The sequence below is a fragment of the Kineococcus glutinatus genome, assembly GCF_039542765.1.
In the GTDB taxonomy this organism is placed as follows: Bacteria; Actinomycetota; Actinomycetes; order Actinomycetales; family Kineococcaceae; genus Kineococcus_A; species Kineococcus_A glutinatus.
Genome location: NZ_BAABIL010000203.1, coordinates 1 through 16,102, shown reverse-complemented (window position 1 = coordinate 16,102; position 16,102 = coordinate 1). Strand labels below are relative to the sequence as shown.

12 protein-coding genes, 2 tRNA genes and 1 pseudogene are annotated in these 16,102 nt (G+C 76.0%); 4 read left to right on the top strand and 11 right to left on the bottom strand.

From position 1 onward, the window contains the following. Together ABEB16_RS08755 and ABEB16_RS08750 are read right to left on the bottom strand one after the other, a co-directional pair. Positions 1-1,868 (bottom strand): putative bifunctional diguanylate cyclase/phosphodiesterase (locus tag ABEB16_RS08755; RefSeq protein ID WP_345711873.1); only part of this gene is annotated, 1,868 nt, incomplete at its 3' end. Positions 1,869-2,033: 165 nt separating this feature from the next. Further along, positions 2,034-2,513, bottom strand: a complete 480-nt coding sequence (locus ABEB16_RS08750) for a DUF4188 domain-containing protein (protein WP_345711872.1) — start codon at positions 2,511-2,513, stop codon at positions 2,034-2,036. A gap of 71 nt (positions 2,514-2,584) precedes the next feature. Here ABEB16_RS08750 and ABEB16_RS08745 point away from each other — a divergent pair, with 71 nt between their 5' ends. Further along, positions 2,585-3,193: a MerR family transcriptional regulator gene (locus ABEB16_RS08745; protein WP_345711871.1), complete on the top strand. Its 609-nt coding sequence runs from the start codon at positions 2,585-2,587 to the stop codon at positions 3,191-3,193. Positions 3,194-3,273: 80 nt separating this feature from the next. On the opposite strand, the gene ABEB16_RS08740 is transcribed toward ABEB16_RS08745, so the two are convergent. The 9 genes from ABEB16_RS08740 to ABEB16_RS08700 all read right to left on the bottom strand — a co-directional run bounded on the left by ABEB16_RS08740 (position 3,274) and on the right by ABEB16_RS08700 (position 13,085). After that, positions 3,274-3,346: transfer RNA gene (locus tag ABEB16_RS08740), tRNA-Glu, on the bottom strand. A 63-nt stretch (positions 3,347-3,409) separates the two neighbouring features. Continuing rightward, positions 3,410-3,481: transfer RNA gene (locus ABEB16_RS08735), tRNA-Gln, on the bottom strand. A gap of 106 nt (positions 3,482-3,587) precedes the next feature. Then, positions 3,588-5,093 (bottom strand): glutamate--tRNA ligase, encoded by a 1,506-nt coding sequence (gene gltX / locus ABEB16_RS08730; RefSeq protein WP_345711870.1) that lies wholly within the window; start codon positions 5,091-5,093, stop codon positions 3,588-3,590. Beyond that, positions 5,090-6,928 (bottom strand): ABC transporter ATP-binding protein, encoded by a 1,839-nt coding sequence (locus ABEB16_RS08725; protein WP_345711869.1) that lies wholly within the window; start codon positions 6,926-6,928, stop codon positions 5,090-5,092. Before ABEB16_RS08725 ends, gltX begins: the two co-directional genes overlap by 4 nt. Positions 6,929-6,981: 53 nt before the next feature. Next, positions 6,982-7,758 (bottom strand): fumarylacetoacetate hydrolase family protein, encoded by a 777-nt coding sequence (locus ABEB16_RS08720; protein WP_345711868.1) that lies wholly within the window; start codon positions 7,756-7,758, stop codon positions 6,982-6,984. Positions 7,759-7,821: 63 nt separating this feature from the next. After that, a complete protein-coding gene (locus ABEB16_RS08715) occupies positions 7,822-9,099 on the bottom strand; it encodes an Nramp family divalent metal transporter (protein ID WP_345711867.1) in 1,278 nt (425 codons plus the stop codon). Positions 9,100-9,156: 57 nt separating this feature from the next. After that, positions 9,157-10,779 carry a citramalate synthase gene (gene cimA / locus ABEB16_RS08710; RefSeq protein WP_345711866.1) on the bottom strand — a complete coding sequence of 541 codons (1,623 nt, stop codon included), beginning with the start codon at positions 10,777-10,779 and terminating at the stop codon, positions 9,157-9,159. Next, entirely contained in the window at positions 10,772-11,872 is a 1,101-nt protein-coding gene (locus ABEB16_RS08705; protein WP_345711865.1) for a branched-chain amino acid aminotransferase, read from the bottom strand. The genes cimA and ABEB16_RS08705 overlap by 8 nt, the downstream gene beginning before the upstream one ends. Before the next feature lie 160 nt (positions 11,873-12,032). Next, positions 12,033-13,085 (bottom strand): 3-isopropylmalate dehydrogenase, encoded by a 1,053-nt coding sequence (locus ABEB16_RS08700; protein WP_345711864.1) that lies wholly within the window; start codon positions 13,083-13,085, stop codon positions 12,033-12,035. A gap of 165 nt (positions 13,086-13,250) precedes the next feature. On the opposite strand from ABEB16_RS08700, the gene ABEB16_RS08695 reads away from it, so the two are divergent. The 3 genes and pseudogenes from ABEB16_RS08695 to ABEB16_RS08685 form a co-directional block, all read left to right on the top strand. After that, positions 13,251-14,963: a sensor histidine kinase gene (locus ABEB16_RS08695; protein WP_345711863.1), complete on the top strand. Its 1,713-nt coding sequence runs from the start codon at positions 13,251-13,253 to the stop codon at positions 14,961-14,963. After that, positions 14,960-15,697: a response regulator gene (locus ABEB16_RS08690; RefSeq protein ID WP_345711862.1), complete on the top strand. Its 738-nt coding sequence runs from the start codon at positions 14,960-14,962 to the stop codon at positions 15,695-15,697. Before ABEB16_RS08695 ends, ABEB16_RS08690 begins: the two co-directional genes overlap by 4 nt. A 110-nt stretch (positions 15,698-15,807) precedes the next feature. Continuing rightward, positions 15,808-16,102: pseudogene (locus ABEB16_RS08685) on the top strand (hypothetical protein); the annotation flags it as partial.

Below are 16,102 nucleotides of genomic sequence, written 5' to 3'. Positions count from 1 at the left end.
CCCCGCCGTGCCGCGGCGCGCGCCCCCGGCCGGTTCGAGGTCGCCGGCACCCACCACGGCCGGGAGAACAGGTGGCCCTGCGCCGCGGTGCACCCCGCCGCGCGCAGCGCCGCCGCCTGCCCCTCCTCCTCCACCCCCTCGGCGACGACGGACAGCTCCAGGGCGGAGGCCAGCGAGAGCACCGCGAGCACCAGGGCGCGGTCGCAGCGGCGCCGCTCCAGCCCCGCCACGAAGGATCGGTCCACCTTCACGACGTCGAACGGCAGGTCCTGCAGCTGCGACAGGGACGAGCAGCCGGTGCCGAAGTCGTCGAGCACCAGCACCACCCCGAGGGCGTGCAGGCGCTGCAGGGCCGCCGGGGCGGCACCCCCGCGCACGACGGCGCTCTCGGTGACCTCCAGCCCGAGCTGGGCGCCCACCAGCCCGTGCCGGTCCAGCAGCTGCGCGACGCGGTCGGGCAGGTCGGGGCCGAGCTGGCGCGGGCTGACGTTGACCGCCACCCGGAAGTCCGCCGGCACCCGGCCCGCCGCACGCCAGGCGGCCAGGTCCGCCAGGGCCCGGTCCACCACCCAGTCCCCCAGCACCGCCACCAGGCCGGCGTCCTCGGCCACGGGGACGAACTCCTCCGGACCCACCGGCCCGAGCTCGGCGCTGGTCCAGCGCAGCAGCGCCTCCGCACCGACCACCTGCCCGGCCCGCTCGCCCGACAGCGCCACGACGGGCTGGTAGTGCACGCACAGCTCGTCGCGCTCGACGGCGCGCTGCAGCCCCTGCTCGAGCAGCAGCAGGCGGCCCGCGCGGGCGGCCAGGTCCTCGTGGAAGACGCGGAAGGAGCCCGGACCGCCGCGCTTGGACTCGTACATCGCCGCGTCGGCGTCGCGCAGCAGCGTCCGCGGCGTCGAGCCGTCGGTGGCCACCGCCACGCCGACGCTGCCGGAGACCGCCAGGGCGCGACCGGCGATCTCGACCGGCCCGGCCCACACCGCGCCCAGCCGGCCGGCCACCTCCTCGGGGGTCAGGACCCCGTCGGGGTCCTCGCAGACGACGGCGAACTCGTCGCCACCGAGGCGGGCCACCACGCCGAGGGGGCCGATGGCGGCCAGCAGCCGGGGCACCACCTGCTGCAGCAGGGCGTCACCGGCCTCGTGGCCGAAGGTGTCGTTGACGTGCTTGAAGCGGTCGAGGTCGAGCAGCAGGACGAGGACCGCGCCACCGCGGCCGGCGCGGCGGGCCAGGGCCGCGCGGATGGCGGCGGAGAGCACGCGCCGGTTCGGCAGGCCGGTGAGCGGGTCGTGGGTCGCGCTGCGCCGCAGCCGGTCGGTCATCCGCGAAACGATGAGCGCGCTGCTCACGACCGTCGCGACGCGGATGGCGACCTCCACCACCGTCCGCCCGGGGGTTGGCCAGGGCATCCAGACCGCCGTGCCGACGATGACGGCGCACGCCGCGCCGACGTGCAGCCAGCGGGCCCGCGCGGAGAAGATGCCGGCGTACGGCGCCGTCCACAGCACGAAGAGCAGGACCGGGCCGGCGGGGTCCCCGGAGAGGACGTGCCCGCCCGCGACGACGAGCTGCGCCGAGGCGATGCAGGCGTGCGAGACGGCCGTCAGCGCCCGCGGGGAGAGCCGGCTGCGGTGCACGACCCCCATGAGGGCGCCCCCGACGAGCGCGCTGGCGGCGAAGCAGAGGTACGCCGTGCGCGTGGCCGCCGGCAGGTCCGCCAACAGCCCCCACGCGACGGCGAGGACGCCGCCGAGGGCGTACTGCAGGCCGAGGACGGCCACCAGCAGCCGTCGGGGGAAGACGTCGTCGGCCACCTCCTCCGCCACGACGCCGGAGAGTGCGCGCCACTGCCGCCCCGGACCCATCCGCCGTCGACCTCCCGTCCCCGCGGGGCGGCCTCCGCCCACCGGTGGGGTGTCGGCCGGTGCGCACGGCGGGGAGAGGGCGCGACACCCGTTCGCCCGCGACGGCCACCCGGATGGCGGGACGGCGGGTCGGGTGGGGCGGGGCGGGGTGGGGCGGCGCCGGCCTCAGGCGGGCACGCCGAGCCGTTGGGCGGCCCGTTCGCGGCCGGGGCCGACGGGGGCCGAGCCGACCGCGGCCGCGAGCCCGAAGCCCGGTACGGCCGAGTAGAAGGACTCGTGGTGGCCGGCGGGCACCACGTAGGTCTCGTGCCAGATGCCGACGGCGTCACCGGCGGTGCGCGCGCGGCGGTTGAACGCCGTCCACGCGGCGCGGTGCCGGCCACCCCCGGCCGAGGCGTAGGCGTGCAGGGACGCCAGGTCGCGCCAGTACTGCACGACGAGCGGACCACCCGGGCCCAGCGCGCTGGTGGCGCCGAGCATGCCGAGCTCCGGGTGGCGGGACAGCTCGGCGATCATCGGCGGCATGGCCGCGAGGACGGGCAGCCACGCCCGCACCCGCAGCGGCCGGTTGATCCGCATCCCGATCAGGAAGACGACGAGGTCGCCGTCGTGGTCGTGGGTGGTGCGCCGGGGCTGGGGGCTCATGCCGACCTCCGTGGTTGGATAGCTGTGGTGTCCAGTTTTGGATAGTGGAACTCTCCAGTCAAGGGGGAAGGGTGCGCATCTCCGAGCTGAGCCGCGACAGCGGGGTACCGGTGGCGACGATCAAGTTCTACCTGCGGGAGGGCCTGCTGCCACCGGGCCTGGCCACCGGGGCCACCCGCGCCGAGTACGACGAGCGGCACCTGGCGCGGCTGCGCCTCGTGCGGGCGCTCGTCGACGTCGGCCGGCTGCCGCTGGCCGGGGTGCGGGAGGTGCTGGCCGCGATCGACGACCCGACCCCCTCACTGCACCACGCCCTCGGCACGGCGCACGACGCCCTGGCACCGACCACCCCCGCGGCCCGGGCCGCGGACGGCCGGCTCGCCGAGGCGGTGGTGAGCGCCGCCGGGTGGCGGGTGGACCGCCGCTCGCCGTCGTTCGCCCAGCTCGACGCCGCCCTGGTCGCGCTGGCCGACACCGGGTTCCCCGTGGACCCCACCTCGCTGGCGCGCTACGTGGACGCGGCCTCGGCCATCGCCCGCGGGGACGTGGCGGGCGTGCCGCGCGACGACGTGGCCGCAGCGGTGCAGCACGTCGTGCTCGGCACGGTGCTGCACGAACCGGTCCTGCTCGCGCTGCGGCGCCTGGCCCAGCAGCACGTCTCGGCGACCACCGGGATCTGAGCACGGGCCGAGCGGGGCCGACCGCGACCGGCACGGGTACGACAAAGGCCCCCGATCCGGAGATCGGGGGCCTTCAGACGTAGCCCCGACGGGATTCGAACCCGCGCTACCGCCTTGAGAGGGCGGCGTGCTAGGCCGCTACACAACGGGGCCCTAGCGTCGGTTCTCGCTGAACCGGCCTGACCGAGCTTACCTCACGGCGTTCTCGGCCTTGCGCTGGGGTACCAGGACTCGAACCTAGACTAACTGAACCAGAATCAGTCGTGCTGCCAATTACACCATACCCCATGGTGATCACTCGACCGGATCTCTCCGCTCGAGCCGTCGAGAACTCTACAGCACTCCGGGCGGCACCCACATCCAGGGCGCCGCCCGGCGCACCTCCCCCGGCCCCTCAGCCCAGCCGCGCCCGCAGCGCCCGCAGCCGCGCCAGCGACGACTCCCGGCCCAGGATCTCCATCGACTCGAACAGCGGCGGCGACACCCGACGGCCCGTCACCGCCGTGCGCAGCGGTGCGAAGGCGAACTTCGGCTTCACGCCCAGGCCCTCCACCACCGCCGCGCGCAGCGCCTGCTCCACGGCCGCGGTGGTCCACCCCCCCAGCGCCTCCAGCGCCGACGCCGACGCCGCGAGCACCTCCGCCGCCTCCGGCCGCAGCGCCGCCAGCGCCTCCTCCTCCACCACCAGGTCCGCGTCGGCGGTGAAGAGGAAGCCGAGCATGCCCGCCGCCTGGCCGAGCAGCGTCATCCGCTCCTGCACCAGCGGTGCGGCCGCCGCCAGCCGCCCCAGCTGCTCCGCGGACGGCTCGCCCGGCAGCACGCCGGCGCGCTGCAGGTGGGGCACGAGGCGGTCGCGGAAGTCGTCGGCGCCGAGCCTGCGGATGTGCGCGGCGTTGATGGCCTCCGCCTTGGCCTGGTCGAACCGGGCGGGGTTGGCGTTGACGTCGGCCACGTCGAAGGCCGCCACCATCTCCTGCAGCGTGAAGACGTCGCGGTCCTCCGCGATCCCCCAGCCCAGCAGCGCCAGGTAGTTCAGCAGCCCCTCGGGCAGGAAACCCCGGTCGCGGTGGTGGAAGAGGTTGGACTCCGGGTCCCGCTTCGACAGCTTCCGGTTGCCCTCCCCCATCACGTACGGCAGGTGCCCGAAGACCGGCACGTGCGTGGCCACGCCCACGTCGAGCAGCGCGTCGTACAGGGCCAGCTGGCGGGCCGTGGAGGACAGCAGGTCCTCCCCGCGCAGCACGTGGGTGATGCCCATCAGCGCGTCGTCGACCGGGTTCACCAGGGTGTACAGCGGCTCCCCGCTCGCCCGCACCAGCACCGGGTCCGGGAACGACCCCGCCCTGAACTCCACCCGGCCGCGCACCAGGTCGTCGAAGGCGTAGTCCTTCGCCGGCACCCGCAGCCGCAGCGTCGGCTGCCGGCCCTCCTCGCGGAAGGCGGCCACCTGCTCCGGCGTCAGGTCGCGGTCGAAGCCGTCGTAGCCCAGCGCCGGGGAACGCCCCGCCGCCACGTGCCGGGCCTCGATCTCCTCGGCCGTCGACCAGCTCTCGTACAGGTGCCCGGCGGCGCGCAGCCGGGCCACGACGTCGTCGTAGAGGTGGCGGCGCCGGCTCTGCCGGTACGGCTCGTGCGGGCCGCCCACGTCGACGCCCTCGTCCCAGTCCAGGCCCAGCCAGCGCAGCGCCTCGACGATCTGCGCGTAGCTCTCCTCCGAGTCGCGGGCGGAGTCGGTGTCCTCGATCCGGAACACCAGGGTGCCGCCGGTGTGGCGGGCGTGCGCCCAGTTGAACAGCGCCGTGCGGATCAGGCCGACGTGCGGCGTGCCCGTGGGCGAGGGGCAGAAGCGGACCCGCACGGCGGTGCCGGCGGGCGCGGGGGCGGCGGTGGGGTTCGTCATGGCCGTCCCAGCCTAGGGCTCGCGCCCGTGCGCGCGGCGTGGGCGGCCTCCCCCGTCTGCACCGCCCACAGCTGCGCGTACAGGCCGCCGGCCGCCACCAGCTCCTCGTGCGTGCCGGCCTCCGCGACGCGACCGCGGGCCAGCACCCAGATGCGGTCGGCGTCGCGGATCGTGGACAGCCGGTGCGCCACCACCAGGGCGGTGCGCTCGGCCGTCACCGTGGCCAGCGAGCGCTGGATCGCCGCCTCCGTCTCGTTGTCCACCGCCGAGGTCGCCTCGTCCAGGACCAGCAGCACCGGGTCGCGCAGGATCGCCCGCGCCAGGGCGATGCGCTGGCGCTGCCCCCCCGACAGCGTCTGGCCGCGCTCGCCGACGACCGTGTCGTAGCCGTCGGGGAAGCCGGAGACGAAGCCGTCGGCCTCCGCCAGCCGGGCGGCGCGGCGCACCTGCTCGTCCGTGGCGCCCGGGCGGCCGTAGGCGATGTTGTCGCGCACCGTGCCGTGGAAGAGGTACACGTCCTGGCTGACGTAGCCGATCGCACCGCGCAGCGACTCCCACGTCAGCTCCCGCACGTCCACGCCGTCCAGCAGCACCTGCCCGGCGCGGGGGTCGGCGAAGCGCAGCACCAGCCGCAGCAGGCTCGACTTGCCCGCGCCCGTGGCCCCCACCACGGCGTGGGTCTCACCGGCCGGCACCACGAGGTCCAGGCCGTGCAGCACGTCCGGACCGCTGCCGTCGATCGAGTCGTAGCCGAAGCGCACCCCCCGCAGCTCCAGCCGCCCCCGCACCGGCGCGGGCAGGGCGCGGGAGCCGTCCAGCGAGCGCGGCTGCTCCTGCAGCAGCCGGAAGATGCGGCGGGTGGAGGCCATCGCCCGCTGGTGCAGGTCGAGCGTCTGCCCCAGGTCGGTGAGCGGCCACAGCAACCGCTGGGTCATGAACACCAGCACCGAGTACAGGCCCACCTCCAGGCGGCCCTCCAGCACGAACCAGCCGCCCAGCAGCAGCGTGCACGTGAAACCGGCCAGGATCGCCATCCGGATCAGCGGCACGAACGCCGAGGAGGAGCGGATCGCGGCGGCGTTGGCGCGCCGGTAGCCCTCCGAGACCGCCGCCACGCGCGCCCGCTCCCGCGCCTCGGCGGTGAACGCCTTGATGGTGGGCAGACCGCCGATGTTCGCCGCGAGGGTGGCGCTGACCTCCCCGGCGGCCTCCCGCACCGCCGCGTACAGCGGCTCCAGCCGGCGCTGGAAGGCGATCGAGCCCGCGACGATGACGGGCACCGGCACGAACGCCAGCAGCAGCAGCTGCCAGGAGGAGGCGGCGAACACCGCACCGACCAGGACGACCGTCCAGAACGTGTGCAGGATCGTGCGGGCGCCCACGTCGAGGTAGCGCTCCAGCTGGTTGACGTCCTCCGTGAGCACCGACAGCACCTGCCCCGACGGGGTGCGCTCGTGCCAGCCGACGTCCAGGTCCTGCGCGCGGGCGTAGGCCGCCACCCGCAGGTCGTGCTCCACCGACTGCGCCAGGTTGCGCCACAGCAGGGACGCGGCGTAGTCCGAGGCCGACTCCACCACCCAGGCCAGGGCGTTGAGCACCGCCACGACGACGAGCTGGGAGAAGCGGCCCTCCACCCCCAGCGCGGTGGCGACGAAGGAGTCCGCGCCGCGCACGACGACGTCGACCGCCACCCCCAGCAGCAGCTCGGGCACGACGTCGGCGGCGGTGTTGAGGCTCGAGCACGCCACCGCTGCCACGACGCGCGGGCGGTGGCGGCGGTGGTGGTGCCAGAGGGCGGCGAGCGGACGGCGCGTGCCGTCGGGGACGGGGGTCACGGGGGACCATCCTCGCGCACCGCGGGGTGCTCCCCGGCGGGTGCCGGGTGCGCTCAGCGCGCCACGAAGGGGTTCTCCAGCACCCCGATGCCCTCCACCTCGACGCTGACCCGCTGCCCCGCGCGCACCGGCCCGACGCCCTCGGGGGTGCCGGTCATGATGACGTCGCCGGGCAGCAGGGTCATCGCGGAGGACACGTGCGAGACCAGCGCCGCCACGTCGCGCACCATGAGGGAGGTCCGCGAGTCCTGCACGACCTCCCCGTCCAGGCGGGTCGTGATCCGCAGGTCCGCGGGGTCCAGCTCCGTCTCGATCCACGGCCCGATCGGGCAGAAGCCGTCGGCGCCCTTGGCGCGCCACCACTGCCCGTCGGACTTCTGCCGGTCCCGGGCGGTGACGTCGTTGGCGACGGTGTAGCCGAACACCACCTCCGGCACCCGCTCCGGCGGCACGTCCCGGCAGAAGCGGCCGATGACGACGGCCAGCTCCCCCTCGTAGTGCAGCTCCCCCGCCCACCCCGGCACCACCACCGGGTCCCCCGGGCCGGCCACCGAGGTGTTCGGCGCCAGGAAGACCAGCGGCTCGGCGGGCACCTCGTTGCCCAGCTCCGCGGCGTGCGCGGCGTAGTTGCGGCCGATGCCGACCACCTTGCTGCGGGGGATGACCGGGGCCAGCAGCCGGGCGTCGGCCAGCGCCACCCGCTGCCCCGTCGGGCTCAGCGGGGTGTGCAGCGGGTCGCCCGCCACGACGACGAGCTCCTCGCTGCCCGCCTCCCCCTCGACGACGGCGAAGCGGGGATCCCCCCCGCTGGTGAACCTCGCGATGCGCACGCGGTCACCGTAGCGAGCACCCGCCCCGGCGGCGTCCCGGGTCCGCCGCGGCCGGCGGGGACCTCAGGCCAGCAGCTCGCGCACCTGGTCCGCGCACAGCACGACGAACAGCAGCGCCGCCAGGGTGAGGGCGACGTTGCTCACCGGCCCGCTGCGGTGCTCGGCGGGGGTGCGCGAGCCGTTCAGCAGCCACAGCAGGGTGCCGGCGAGGAAGGGCATGAAGAAGGCGCCGAGCACGCCGTAGGCGACGACCAGCGCGAAGGGCCGGTCGAGGAAGAGCAGGCCCATCGGCGGGAACGTCAGCCACAGCAGGTACGCCCGGAACGGCCAGCTGCGCTCGGCACCGCCCCCGGCCACCCGCTCGGCCGCCTCCTGCCCCATCGGGCGGCGCAGGTTCGCCACGAAGTCCGCCACGACCAGGCTCACCCCGTGCCAGACGCCCAGCAGCGAGGAGAACGCGGTCGCGAAGAACCCGACGAGGAACAGCGTCGACACCACCGGCCCGAAGCGCTCGCGCAGCACGGCGTCCAGGTCGAGCAGCCCCCGGTCACCGCTGGCCAGCGCGATCCCGCCGGCGTGCAGCAGCTCGGCGCCCACCACGAGCATCGCCAGGACGAACAGCCCCGTCGTGAGGTAGGCGACGCGGTTGTCCCAGCGCATGACGCGCATCCAGCTCGCGTCCCGCCACCCCTTGGCGTTGATCCAGTAGCCGTACGCCGCCATCGTGATCGTGCCGCCGACACCACCGACGAGGCCGAGGGTGTACAGGGCCGAGCCCTCCGGCAGCCGCGGGCGCAGACCGCCGAGCAGCGCGGGCACGTCCGGCACCACCAGCACGGCGAGGCCGACGACGGTCACGAACATGACCCCGACGCAGGCCGTCATGACCTTCTCGAAGACGCCGTAGCGGCCGAACCACACGAACGCCAGCCCCACCAGGCCGGACAGGACCGCCCACGTCCGCAGGTCCAGCCCCTCGAACAGCGCCGCCAGCGGCAGCGCCGAGGACGTCATCGCCGCCGCGCCGTAGACGAAACCCCACACGACGACGTAGCAGGCGAAGTACACCGTCGTCCACGACCCGAGGCTGCGCCAGCCCGCGAACACCGTGCTGCCCGTGGCCAGGTGGTAGCGCCCCACCGCCTCCGCCAGGGAGATCTTGAGCACGGTGCCGAGCACGCCCGCCCACAGCAGGGCGTAGCCGTACTCCCCGCCCGCGACGAGGGTGGCGACCAGGTCCCCCGCACCGACGCCGGTGGCGGCGGCGACGACACCCGGCCCCACCAGCCGCCAGCGACGCCGGCCGGTGTCGGACTGCGGGTGCGCGACGGACGAGCTCACGGCGGCCTCCTGCGACGGTGCGGGGACGATCGACCGCCCCGCACCGTACGGCCGCGGTCAGCGGCGGGCCACCCCGGCGGACAGCAGCCCGTACGTCAGCCCGTCGACCATCGCCTCCCAGCTCGCCTCCACGAGGTTGGGGCCGACCCCCACCGTCGTCCAGGAGCGGCGGCCGTCGGTGGTCTCGATGAGCACGCGGGTCACGGCGTCCGTGCCGTGCGAGGCGTCCAGGATGCGCACCTTGAAGTCCACCAGCTCCAGGTCCGCCAGCTCCGGGTAGGCCGGCAGCAGCGCCTCGCGCAGCGCCGCGTCCAGGGCGTTGACCGGGCCGTTGCCCTCGCCGGTGGCGATGATGCGCCGCCCACCGGCGTGCACCTTGACCGTCGCCTCGGACACCCGCACGCCCTGGGCCGGGGACTCGATGATGATGCGCCAGCTCTCCACGTCGAAGTAGGACGGGCGCCGGCCGTCGACGTGCTCGCGCAGCAGCAGTTCGAAGGAGGCGTCCGCCGCCTCGTAGGTGTAGCCCGCCGCCTCGTCCGCCTTGACCCGGTCGGTCACCCGGCTCAGCAGGTCCCGGTCGTCGCCGAGGTCCACGCCGAGCTCGCGGCCCTTGAGCTCGATGCTGGCGCGCCCCGCCATGTCCGAGACCAGCATCCGCATGTCGTTGCCCACCAGCTGCGGGTCGACGTGCTGGTAGAGGTCCGGGTCGACGCGGATGGCCGAGGCGTGCAGCCCCGCCTTGTGCGCGAACGCGCTGCTGCCGTAGTAGGGCGCCCGCGCCGCCGGTGGCACGTTGGTGATCTCCGAGACGGCGTGCGCGATGCGCGTGGCCTCCCGCAGCGCCCCGGCCGGCAGGGCGGGCACGCCGAGCTTGAGCTCCAGGTCGGCCACGATCGTGAGCAGGTCGGCGTTGCCGGTGCGCTCGCCGTAGCCGTTGAGCGTGCCCTGCACGTGCACCGCACCGGCCTGCAGCGCGGCGAGGGAGTTCGCCACCGCGCAGCCGGAGTCGTTGTGGGCGTGGATGCCCAGCAGGGCGCCGGTGGCCGCCGCGGTGGCCGCCACGACCTCCCCCACCTGCGGCGGCAGCATCCCGCCGTTGGTGTCGCACAGCACCACGACCTCCGCGCCCGCCTCCGCCGCCGTCCGCACGACCTCCAGCGCGTAGCCCGGGTCGGCGAGGTGGCCGTCGAAGTAGTGCTCGGCGTCGAGGAACACCCGCCGGCCCTGCGCGCGCAGGAAGCCGACGGTGTCGGCGACCATCGCGAGGTTCTCCTCCGGCGTGGTGCGCAGCGCCCGGGTGACGTGCCGGGCGTCGCTCTTGGCCACGAGCGTCACCACGGGCGCCTCGGAGTCCAGCAGCGCCCGCACCTGGGGGTCGGCGGCGGCCCGCGCCCCGGGGCGGCGGGTCGCGCCGAACGCCGCGAGCACCGCCCGCTGCAGGGTGAGCTCCTTGGCGGCGCGGGCGAAGAACTCCGTGTCGCGCGGGATGGCCCCGGGCCAGCCGCCCTCGACGAACCCCACCCCGAGGGCGTCCAGGTGCCCGGCGATCTGCAGCTTGTCGTGCACCGACAGCGTCAGGCCCTCCTGCTGGGCACCGTCGCGCAGGGTGGTGTCGTAGACGTCGAGGCGGCGGGCGGCCCCGGCCCGGCCGCCGCCGGGGGCGCTGTGCTCAGACAAGGCGGCGCATCCAGCCGTGGGTGTCCTCGCGCCGGCCGTACTGCACGTCGAGCAGGGTGCGGCGCAGCTCCTCGGTGACCGGCCCGGCCCCGCCGGTGCCGTGGACCAGCTCGCCGTCGGGGCTGACGAGGCGGCCCACCGGCGTGATGACGGCGGCCGTGCCGCAGGCGAAGACCTCCGTGATGCGGCCGGAGGCCACGCCCTCGCGCCACTCCTCGACGCTGACGCGGCGCTCCTCGACGGCCCGGCCCGCGTCGGCGGCCAGCTGCAGCAGGCTCGCGCGGGTGATGCCCTCCAGGATCGAGCCGGACAGCGCCGGGGTCACGATGGAGCCGTCGTCGTGGACGAAGTAGATGTTCATCCCGCCCAGCTCCTCCACCCAGCGCCGCTCGGCGGCGTCGACGAAGCAGACCTGGTCGCAGCCGTGCTCGGCGGCCTGCTGCTGCGGCAGCAGGCTGGCGGCGTAGTTGCCGCCGCACTTGGCCGAGCCCGTCCCGCCGAGGGCGGCGCGGGTGTAGTCCTGCGACAGCCAGATCGAGACCGGCTTGAGGCCGCCGGCGAAGTAGCTGCCCGCCGGGGAGGCGATGACGAGGTAGCGCACCTCGCGGGCGGCGCGCACCCCGAGGAACGCCTCCGTGGCGATCATGAAGGGGCGCAGGTAGAGGCTGGACTCCCCGCCCGAGGGCACCCACGCCTCGTCCGCCCGCACCAGCTGCTCGATCGAGGCGAGGAACGCCTCCTCCGGCAGCTCCGGCAGCGCCAGCCGCCGCGCGGAGCGGGCCAGGCGGCGCGCGTTGGCCTCCGGGCGGAACGCCCAGACGCTGCCGTCGGCGTGGCGGTAGGCCTTCAGGCCCTCGAAGACCTCCTGGGCGTAGTGCAGCACCGCCGCCGAGGGGTCGAGCACCAGCGGCGCGTAGGGCACGACGGCGTCGTCGTGCCAGCCCGCCCCGGCCGTCCACGTGGCCGTGGCCATGTGGTCGGTGAAGAAGTTGCCGAACCCGGGGTCGGCGAGGATCTCCTCCCGGCGCGCGGCGGCTACCGGGGACGTCGAGGGGGAGATCGCGAAGCCGAGGGCTGTGGTCGTGGCGCTCATGCGCGTTCCTCTCTCGACGTGGGGCGCGCACCTGCACGCGCCCTCCGGGCCGGTGTCCGGCCGGTTCTGACGGTAGCGCCTGCGGTGGCGGCGCCGGGGACCGCTCGGCCGGGCTCCGCGGTGGGGCCCGGCCGGGGGCCGGGGACGGTCCTCGGACCGCTCAGGAGACCAGGGCCGCGAGGGCGTCGCCGACCTCGCCGGTGCGGCGCGGGCCGGCGATCTCGCCGCTCGCGCGCCGGCCGAGGTCGGTGGCCACGGCCGCCTGCACGCGGCGGGCCTCGGCGTCCAGGCCGAGGTGCTCCAGCAGCATCCCGACGCTGAGCACGGCCGCCGTCGGGTCCGCCTTCTGCTGACCGGCGATGTCCGGGGCGGAGCCGTGCACCGGCTCGAACATGCTCGGCGCGCTGCGGTCGGGGTTGACGTTGCCGGACGCGGCCAGGCCGATGCCGCCGGTGATCGCGGCGGCGAGATCGGTGAGGATGTCGCCGAAGAGGTTGTCGGTGACGATCACGTCGAAGCGCGAGGGGTCGGTGACGAGGTAGATCGTCGCGGCGTCGACGTGGGCGTAGTCGACGGCGACGTCGGGGAACTGCGCGCCCACGGCCTCCACGGTGCGCCGCCACAGGTGCCCGGCGTGCACCAGCACGTTGTGCTTGTGCACCAGGGTGAGCTTCTTGCGCGGGCGCGCGGCGGCGCGGCGGAAGGCGTCGCGCACGACCCGCTCCACGCCGAAGGCGGTGTTGACGCTGACCTCGGTGGCGATCTCGGCGGGGGTGCCCACCCGCAGCGCGCCGCCGTTGCCGACGTACGGGCCCTCGGTGCCCTCGCGCACGACGACGAAGTCGACCTCGCCGGGCGCGGCGAGCGGGGTGGCCACGCCCGGGTACAGCACCGACGGGCGCAGGTTGACGTACTGGTCGAGCTCGAAGCGCAGCCGCAGCAGCAGACCGCGCTCCAGCACGCCGCTGGGGACGCCCGGGTCGCCGACGGCGCCCAGCAGGATGGCGTCGTGCTCGCGGATCTCCCCCAGCACCGAGTCCGGCAGCGTCTCCCCGGTGGCGTGCCAGCGGCGCGCGCCCAGGTCGTACTCGGTGGTGGCGACCTTCGTCGCGCCGCCGTCGAGGACGGCGCCGAGCACCTTGAGGGCCTCGGCCGTCACCTCCGTGCCGATGCCGTCGCCCGGGATGACCGCCAGTCGCAGGGTGTCCGCCATGACGGGCGAGCGTACCGCCCGCGCGCAGGGCGGTCCCACCATCCGGGCGCGCGATCCCAGCATCCGGACGGCACCCGGGGCCGCGCCGCCTCCGCCCCCGGTCGCACGGACGGCTCCGCCCCCGGGCCGACGCGACCGGGGCGCCGCCCGTGCCAGGCTCGGGCCGTGCACCGCCTCCACAGCGCGGCAGCGGCCCTCGGCCGGTGGCGCCGGCACGTCCTGGCGGTCGACGCCGCCCTCGCCGCCCCCGTGGTCCTGGCCTGCGCGGTGCTCGACGCCGCCGCCCACGACGGCTCCTACCGCCCGCACACCCTCGTCGTCTCCCTCGGGCTGACCGTGCCGCTGGCGTGGCGGCGCGCGGCGCCCGTGGTCAGCGCCGCCGTCATCGCGACCTTCGCGCTCTACCAGGTCTGGGGGCTGTACACCGCGCTCGTCAGCGACGTCGCGGTCCTGCTGTCCGTCTACGCCCTCGCCGCGTTCGCACCCCGCTGGGCCGCGCTGGCCGGCCTGACCCTCGCCGTCGGCGGGGCGTCGCTGGCCGGCTGGGCGTTCTTCGGGCCGGACGGCGGGGGGGACCCGTACCAGGCGCTCACCGCCGGGGTGGTCATGACGGTGCTGGCCCTCACCGGCGGCACCCTCGGCTGGGCGCGGCGGCAGCGCGCGGAGCCGCTGCGCCGGCTCGGGCGGCGGCCGGCACCCGACCGCGGCGAGGTCGACTCCCTCGTGGCGGCGCTCACCGCCTGGCCGCGCGCCCACCCGTTCGCCGTCGACGCCGCCGGCGCCGGCCTGCTCGCCCTCGTCACGACGCTGCCCACCCTCGGCACCTCCCTCACGGGCACCGCCCTCGGGCTCGCCCTCGTGGTGCCCCTGGCCTGGCGGCGCACCGCCACCGCCCCCGCCGCGGCCGTCACCGCGGCCGCGGCGCTGGCCCAGCTCGCGCTGTCGGCGGAGTTCCTCGCCGCCGACGTCGCCGTGCTGTTCACCGTCTACGCCCTGGCCGCGCACGCCCCCCGCTGGGCCCGCCGCGGCGGGCTGGTCCTCGCCCTGCTCGGCGCCCCCGCGGCCGCCCTGCGCTACTGGAGCAGCACCGGGGCGGCCAACACGGCGGCGGCCACCGCCTTCATGGCCGTGCTCGTCGTCGCCGCCCACGCCCTCGGCGTCGTGCGCCGCGCCCGCGACCAGCACGTCGAGCAGCTCGCCGAGCGGGCCAGGCTGCTGGAGCTGGAACGCGCCAACGAGGCCCGCCTCGCGGCCACCACCGAGCGCCAGCGCATCGCCCGGGAGATGCACGACGTCGTCGCCCACTCCCTGTCGGTGATCATCGCGCAGGCCGACGGGGGGCGCTATGCCGCCCGCAGCGACCCCGCCGCCGCCGTGGCGGCCCTGGACACCATCGCCGGCACCGGCCGGCAGGCCCTCACCGACATGCGCGCCCTGCTCGGCGTGCTGCGCCAGCAGCCCGGCAGCGAGCTGCTCCCCCAGCCCGACGCCGACCGGCTGCCCGAGCTCGTGGAGTCGGTGCGCCGCTCCGGCCTCGACGTGCGCCTCGACGCCACCGGCACCCCCCGACCGCTGCCCGCCGGCACCGGGCTGGCCGCCTACCGGATCGTGCAGGAGTCGCTGACCAACGTCCTCAAGCACTCCGGCCCCGCCAGCCGCGCCGTCGTCGCGGTGCGCTGGGACCCGGACCGGCTGCGGCTGGAGGTCACCGACGACGGGCGCGGCGCCGCCGCGCTGACGTCCGACCGCGGCCCCGGCCAGGGCATCGTCGGCATGCGCGAGCGCGCCGCGCTGCACGGGGGCACCCTGCGCGCCGGCCCCCTCGACGGCGGCGGCTTCGGGGTGAGCGCCGAGCTGCCCTACCCTCGCGGCTCGTGACCGATCCCACCGCCGGTCCCGCCGCCGGCCCCGAGCCCGTGCGCGTCGTCCTCGTCGACGACCAGCAGCTGGTGCGCGCCGGCTTCCGCATGGTCATCGACTCCCAGCCGGACCTGCAGGTCGTCGGCGAGGCCTCCGACGGGTCCGAGGCGGTGCGGCTGCTGGCGGGCACCGCCGCGGACGTCGTGCTCATGGACGTGCGGATGCCCGTCCTCGACGGCATCGAGGCCACCCGCCGCATCCTCGCCGCCGCCGGCACCTCCGGCGCCCCACCGCGCGTGGTGGTCCTGACGACGTTCGACCTCGACGAGTACGTCGTGGCCGCCATCGCCGCCGGCGCCAGCGGCTTCCTGCTCAAGGACGCCCCGCCGGAGGAGATGCTCGCCGCCGTCCGCACCGTGCACGCCGGCGACGCGGTCATCGCCGCCAGCTCCACCCGGCGCCTGCTGCAGCACGTCGGTCCGCTGCTGCGCGCCGGGGCCGGCTCCGCCGGCACCCCGACCCGGCTGCCGGCCGACCTCACCCCCCGGGAGCTGGAGGTGCTCGTGCTCATGGCCCACGGGCTGAGCAACACCGAGATCGCCGAGCGGTTCGTGGTCTCCGAGGCGACCGTGAAGACCCACGTGGGGCGGGTGCTCGCCAAGACCGCCAGCCGCGACCGGGTGCAGGCGGTCGTGCTCGCCTACGCCGCCGGCCTCGTGCAGCCCGGCGACGTGCTGCGCGAGGCCGGCTGAGCGAGGACCCGGGCGGCTCCGGGCGGGTCGGGTGGCCGCCGGTGCCTCCCGGCGGGTGAGGTGGCCGCCGCGGGGCTCAAGCCCGCGGCCCCGCGGCCGATCGACCCATCGTGCCGGAGCAGCGAACCGCCTCCGCGCACGGCTCCCGCCCGCGCCGGACGAGCCGTGCGCGCTCGTCCCGAGCCCGCGACCGGCGCCCGGACGGCGCCGCGGCCTGGACGTACCTGTCCGCCGCCGCCCCCGCGCTCCTGGCGGGGCACTGGCTCACCGCCCACCCCCTCGACGGTGCCGTCGGCGCGCTCGCCGGCGCCGCGCTCGCCGTCACGGCCGCCGTCCTGCAGCTGCACGCCGAGCTCGGCCTGGCGCGAGCGCAGCTGCACGTGCACACCCTCGGCGTCCAGCTCG

Excerpts from the sequence above, each read along its gene's own strand:
- ABEB16_RS08750 (WP_345711872.1), bottom strand. The coding sequence starts at position 2,513 with ATGAGCCCCCAGCCCCGGCGCACCACCCACGACCACGACGGCGACCTC.
- gltX (WP_345711870.1), bottom strand. The coding sequence starts at position 5,093 with ATGACGAACCCCACCGCCGCCCCCGCGCCCGCCGGCACCGCCGTGCGG.
- ABEB16_RS08705 (WP_345711865.1), bottom strand. The coding sequence starts at position 11,872 with ATGAGCGCCACGACCACAGCCCTCGGCTTCGCGATCTCCCCCTCGACG.
- ABEB16_RS08700 (WP_345711864.1), bottom strand. The coding sequence starts at position 13,085 with ATGGCGGACACCCTGCGACTGGCGGTCATCCCGGGCGACGGCATCGGC.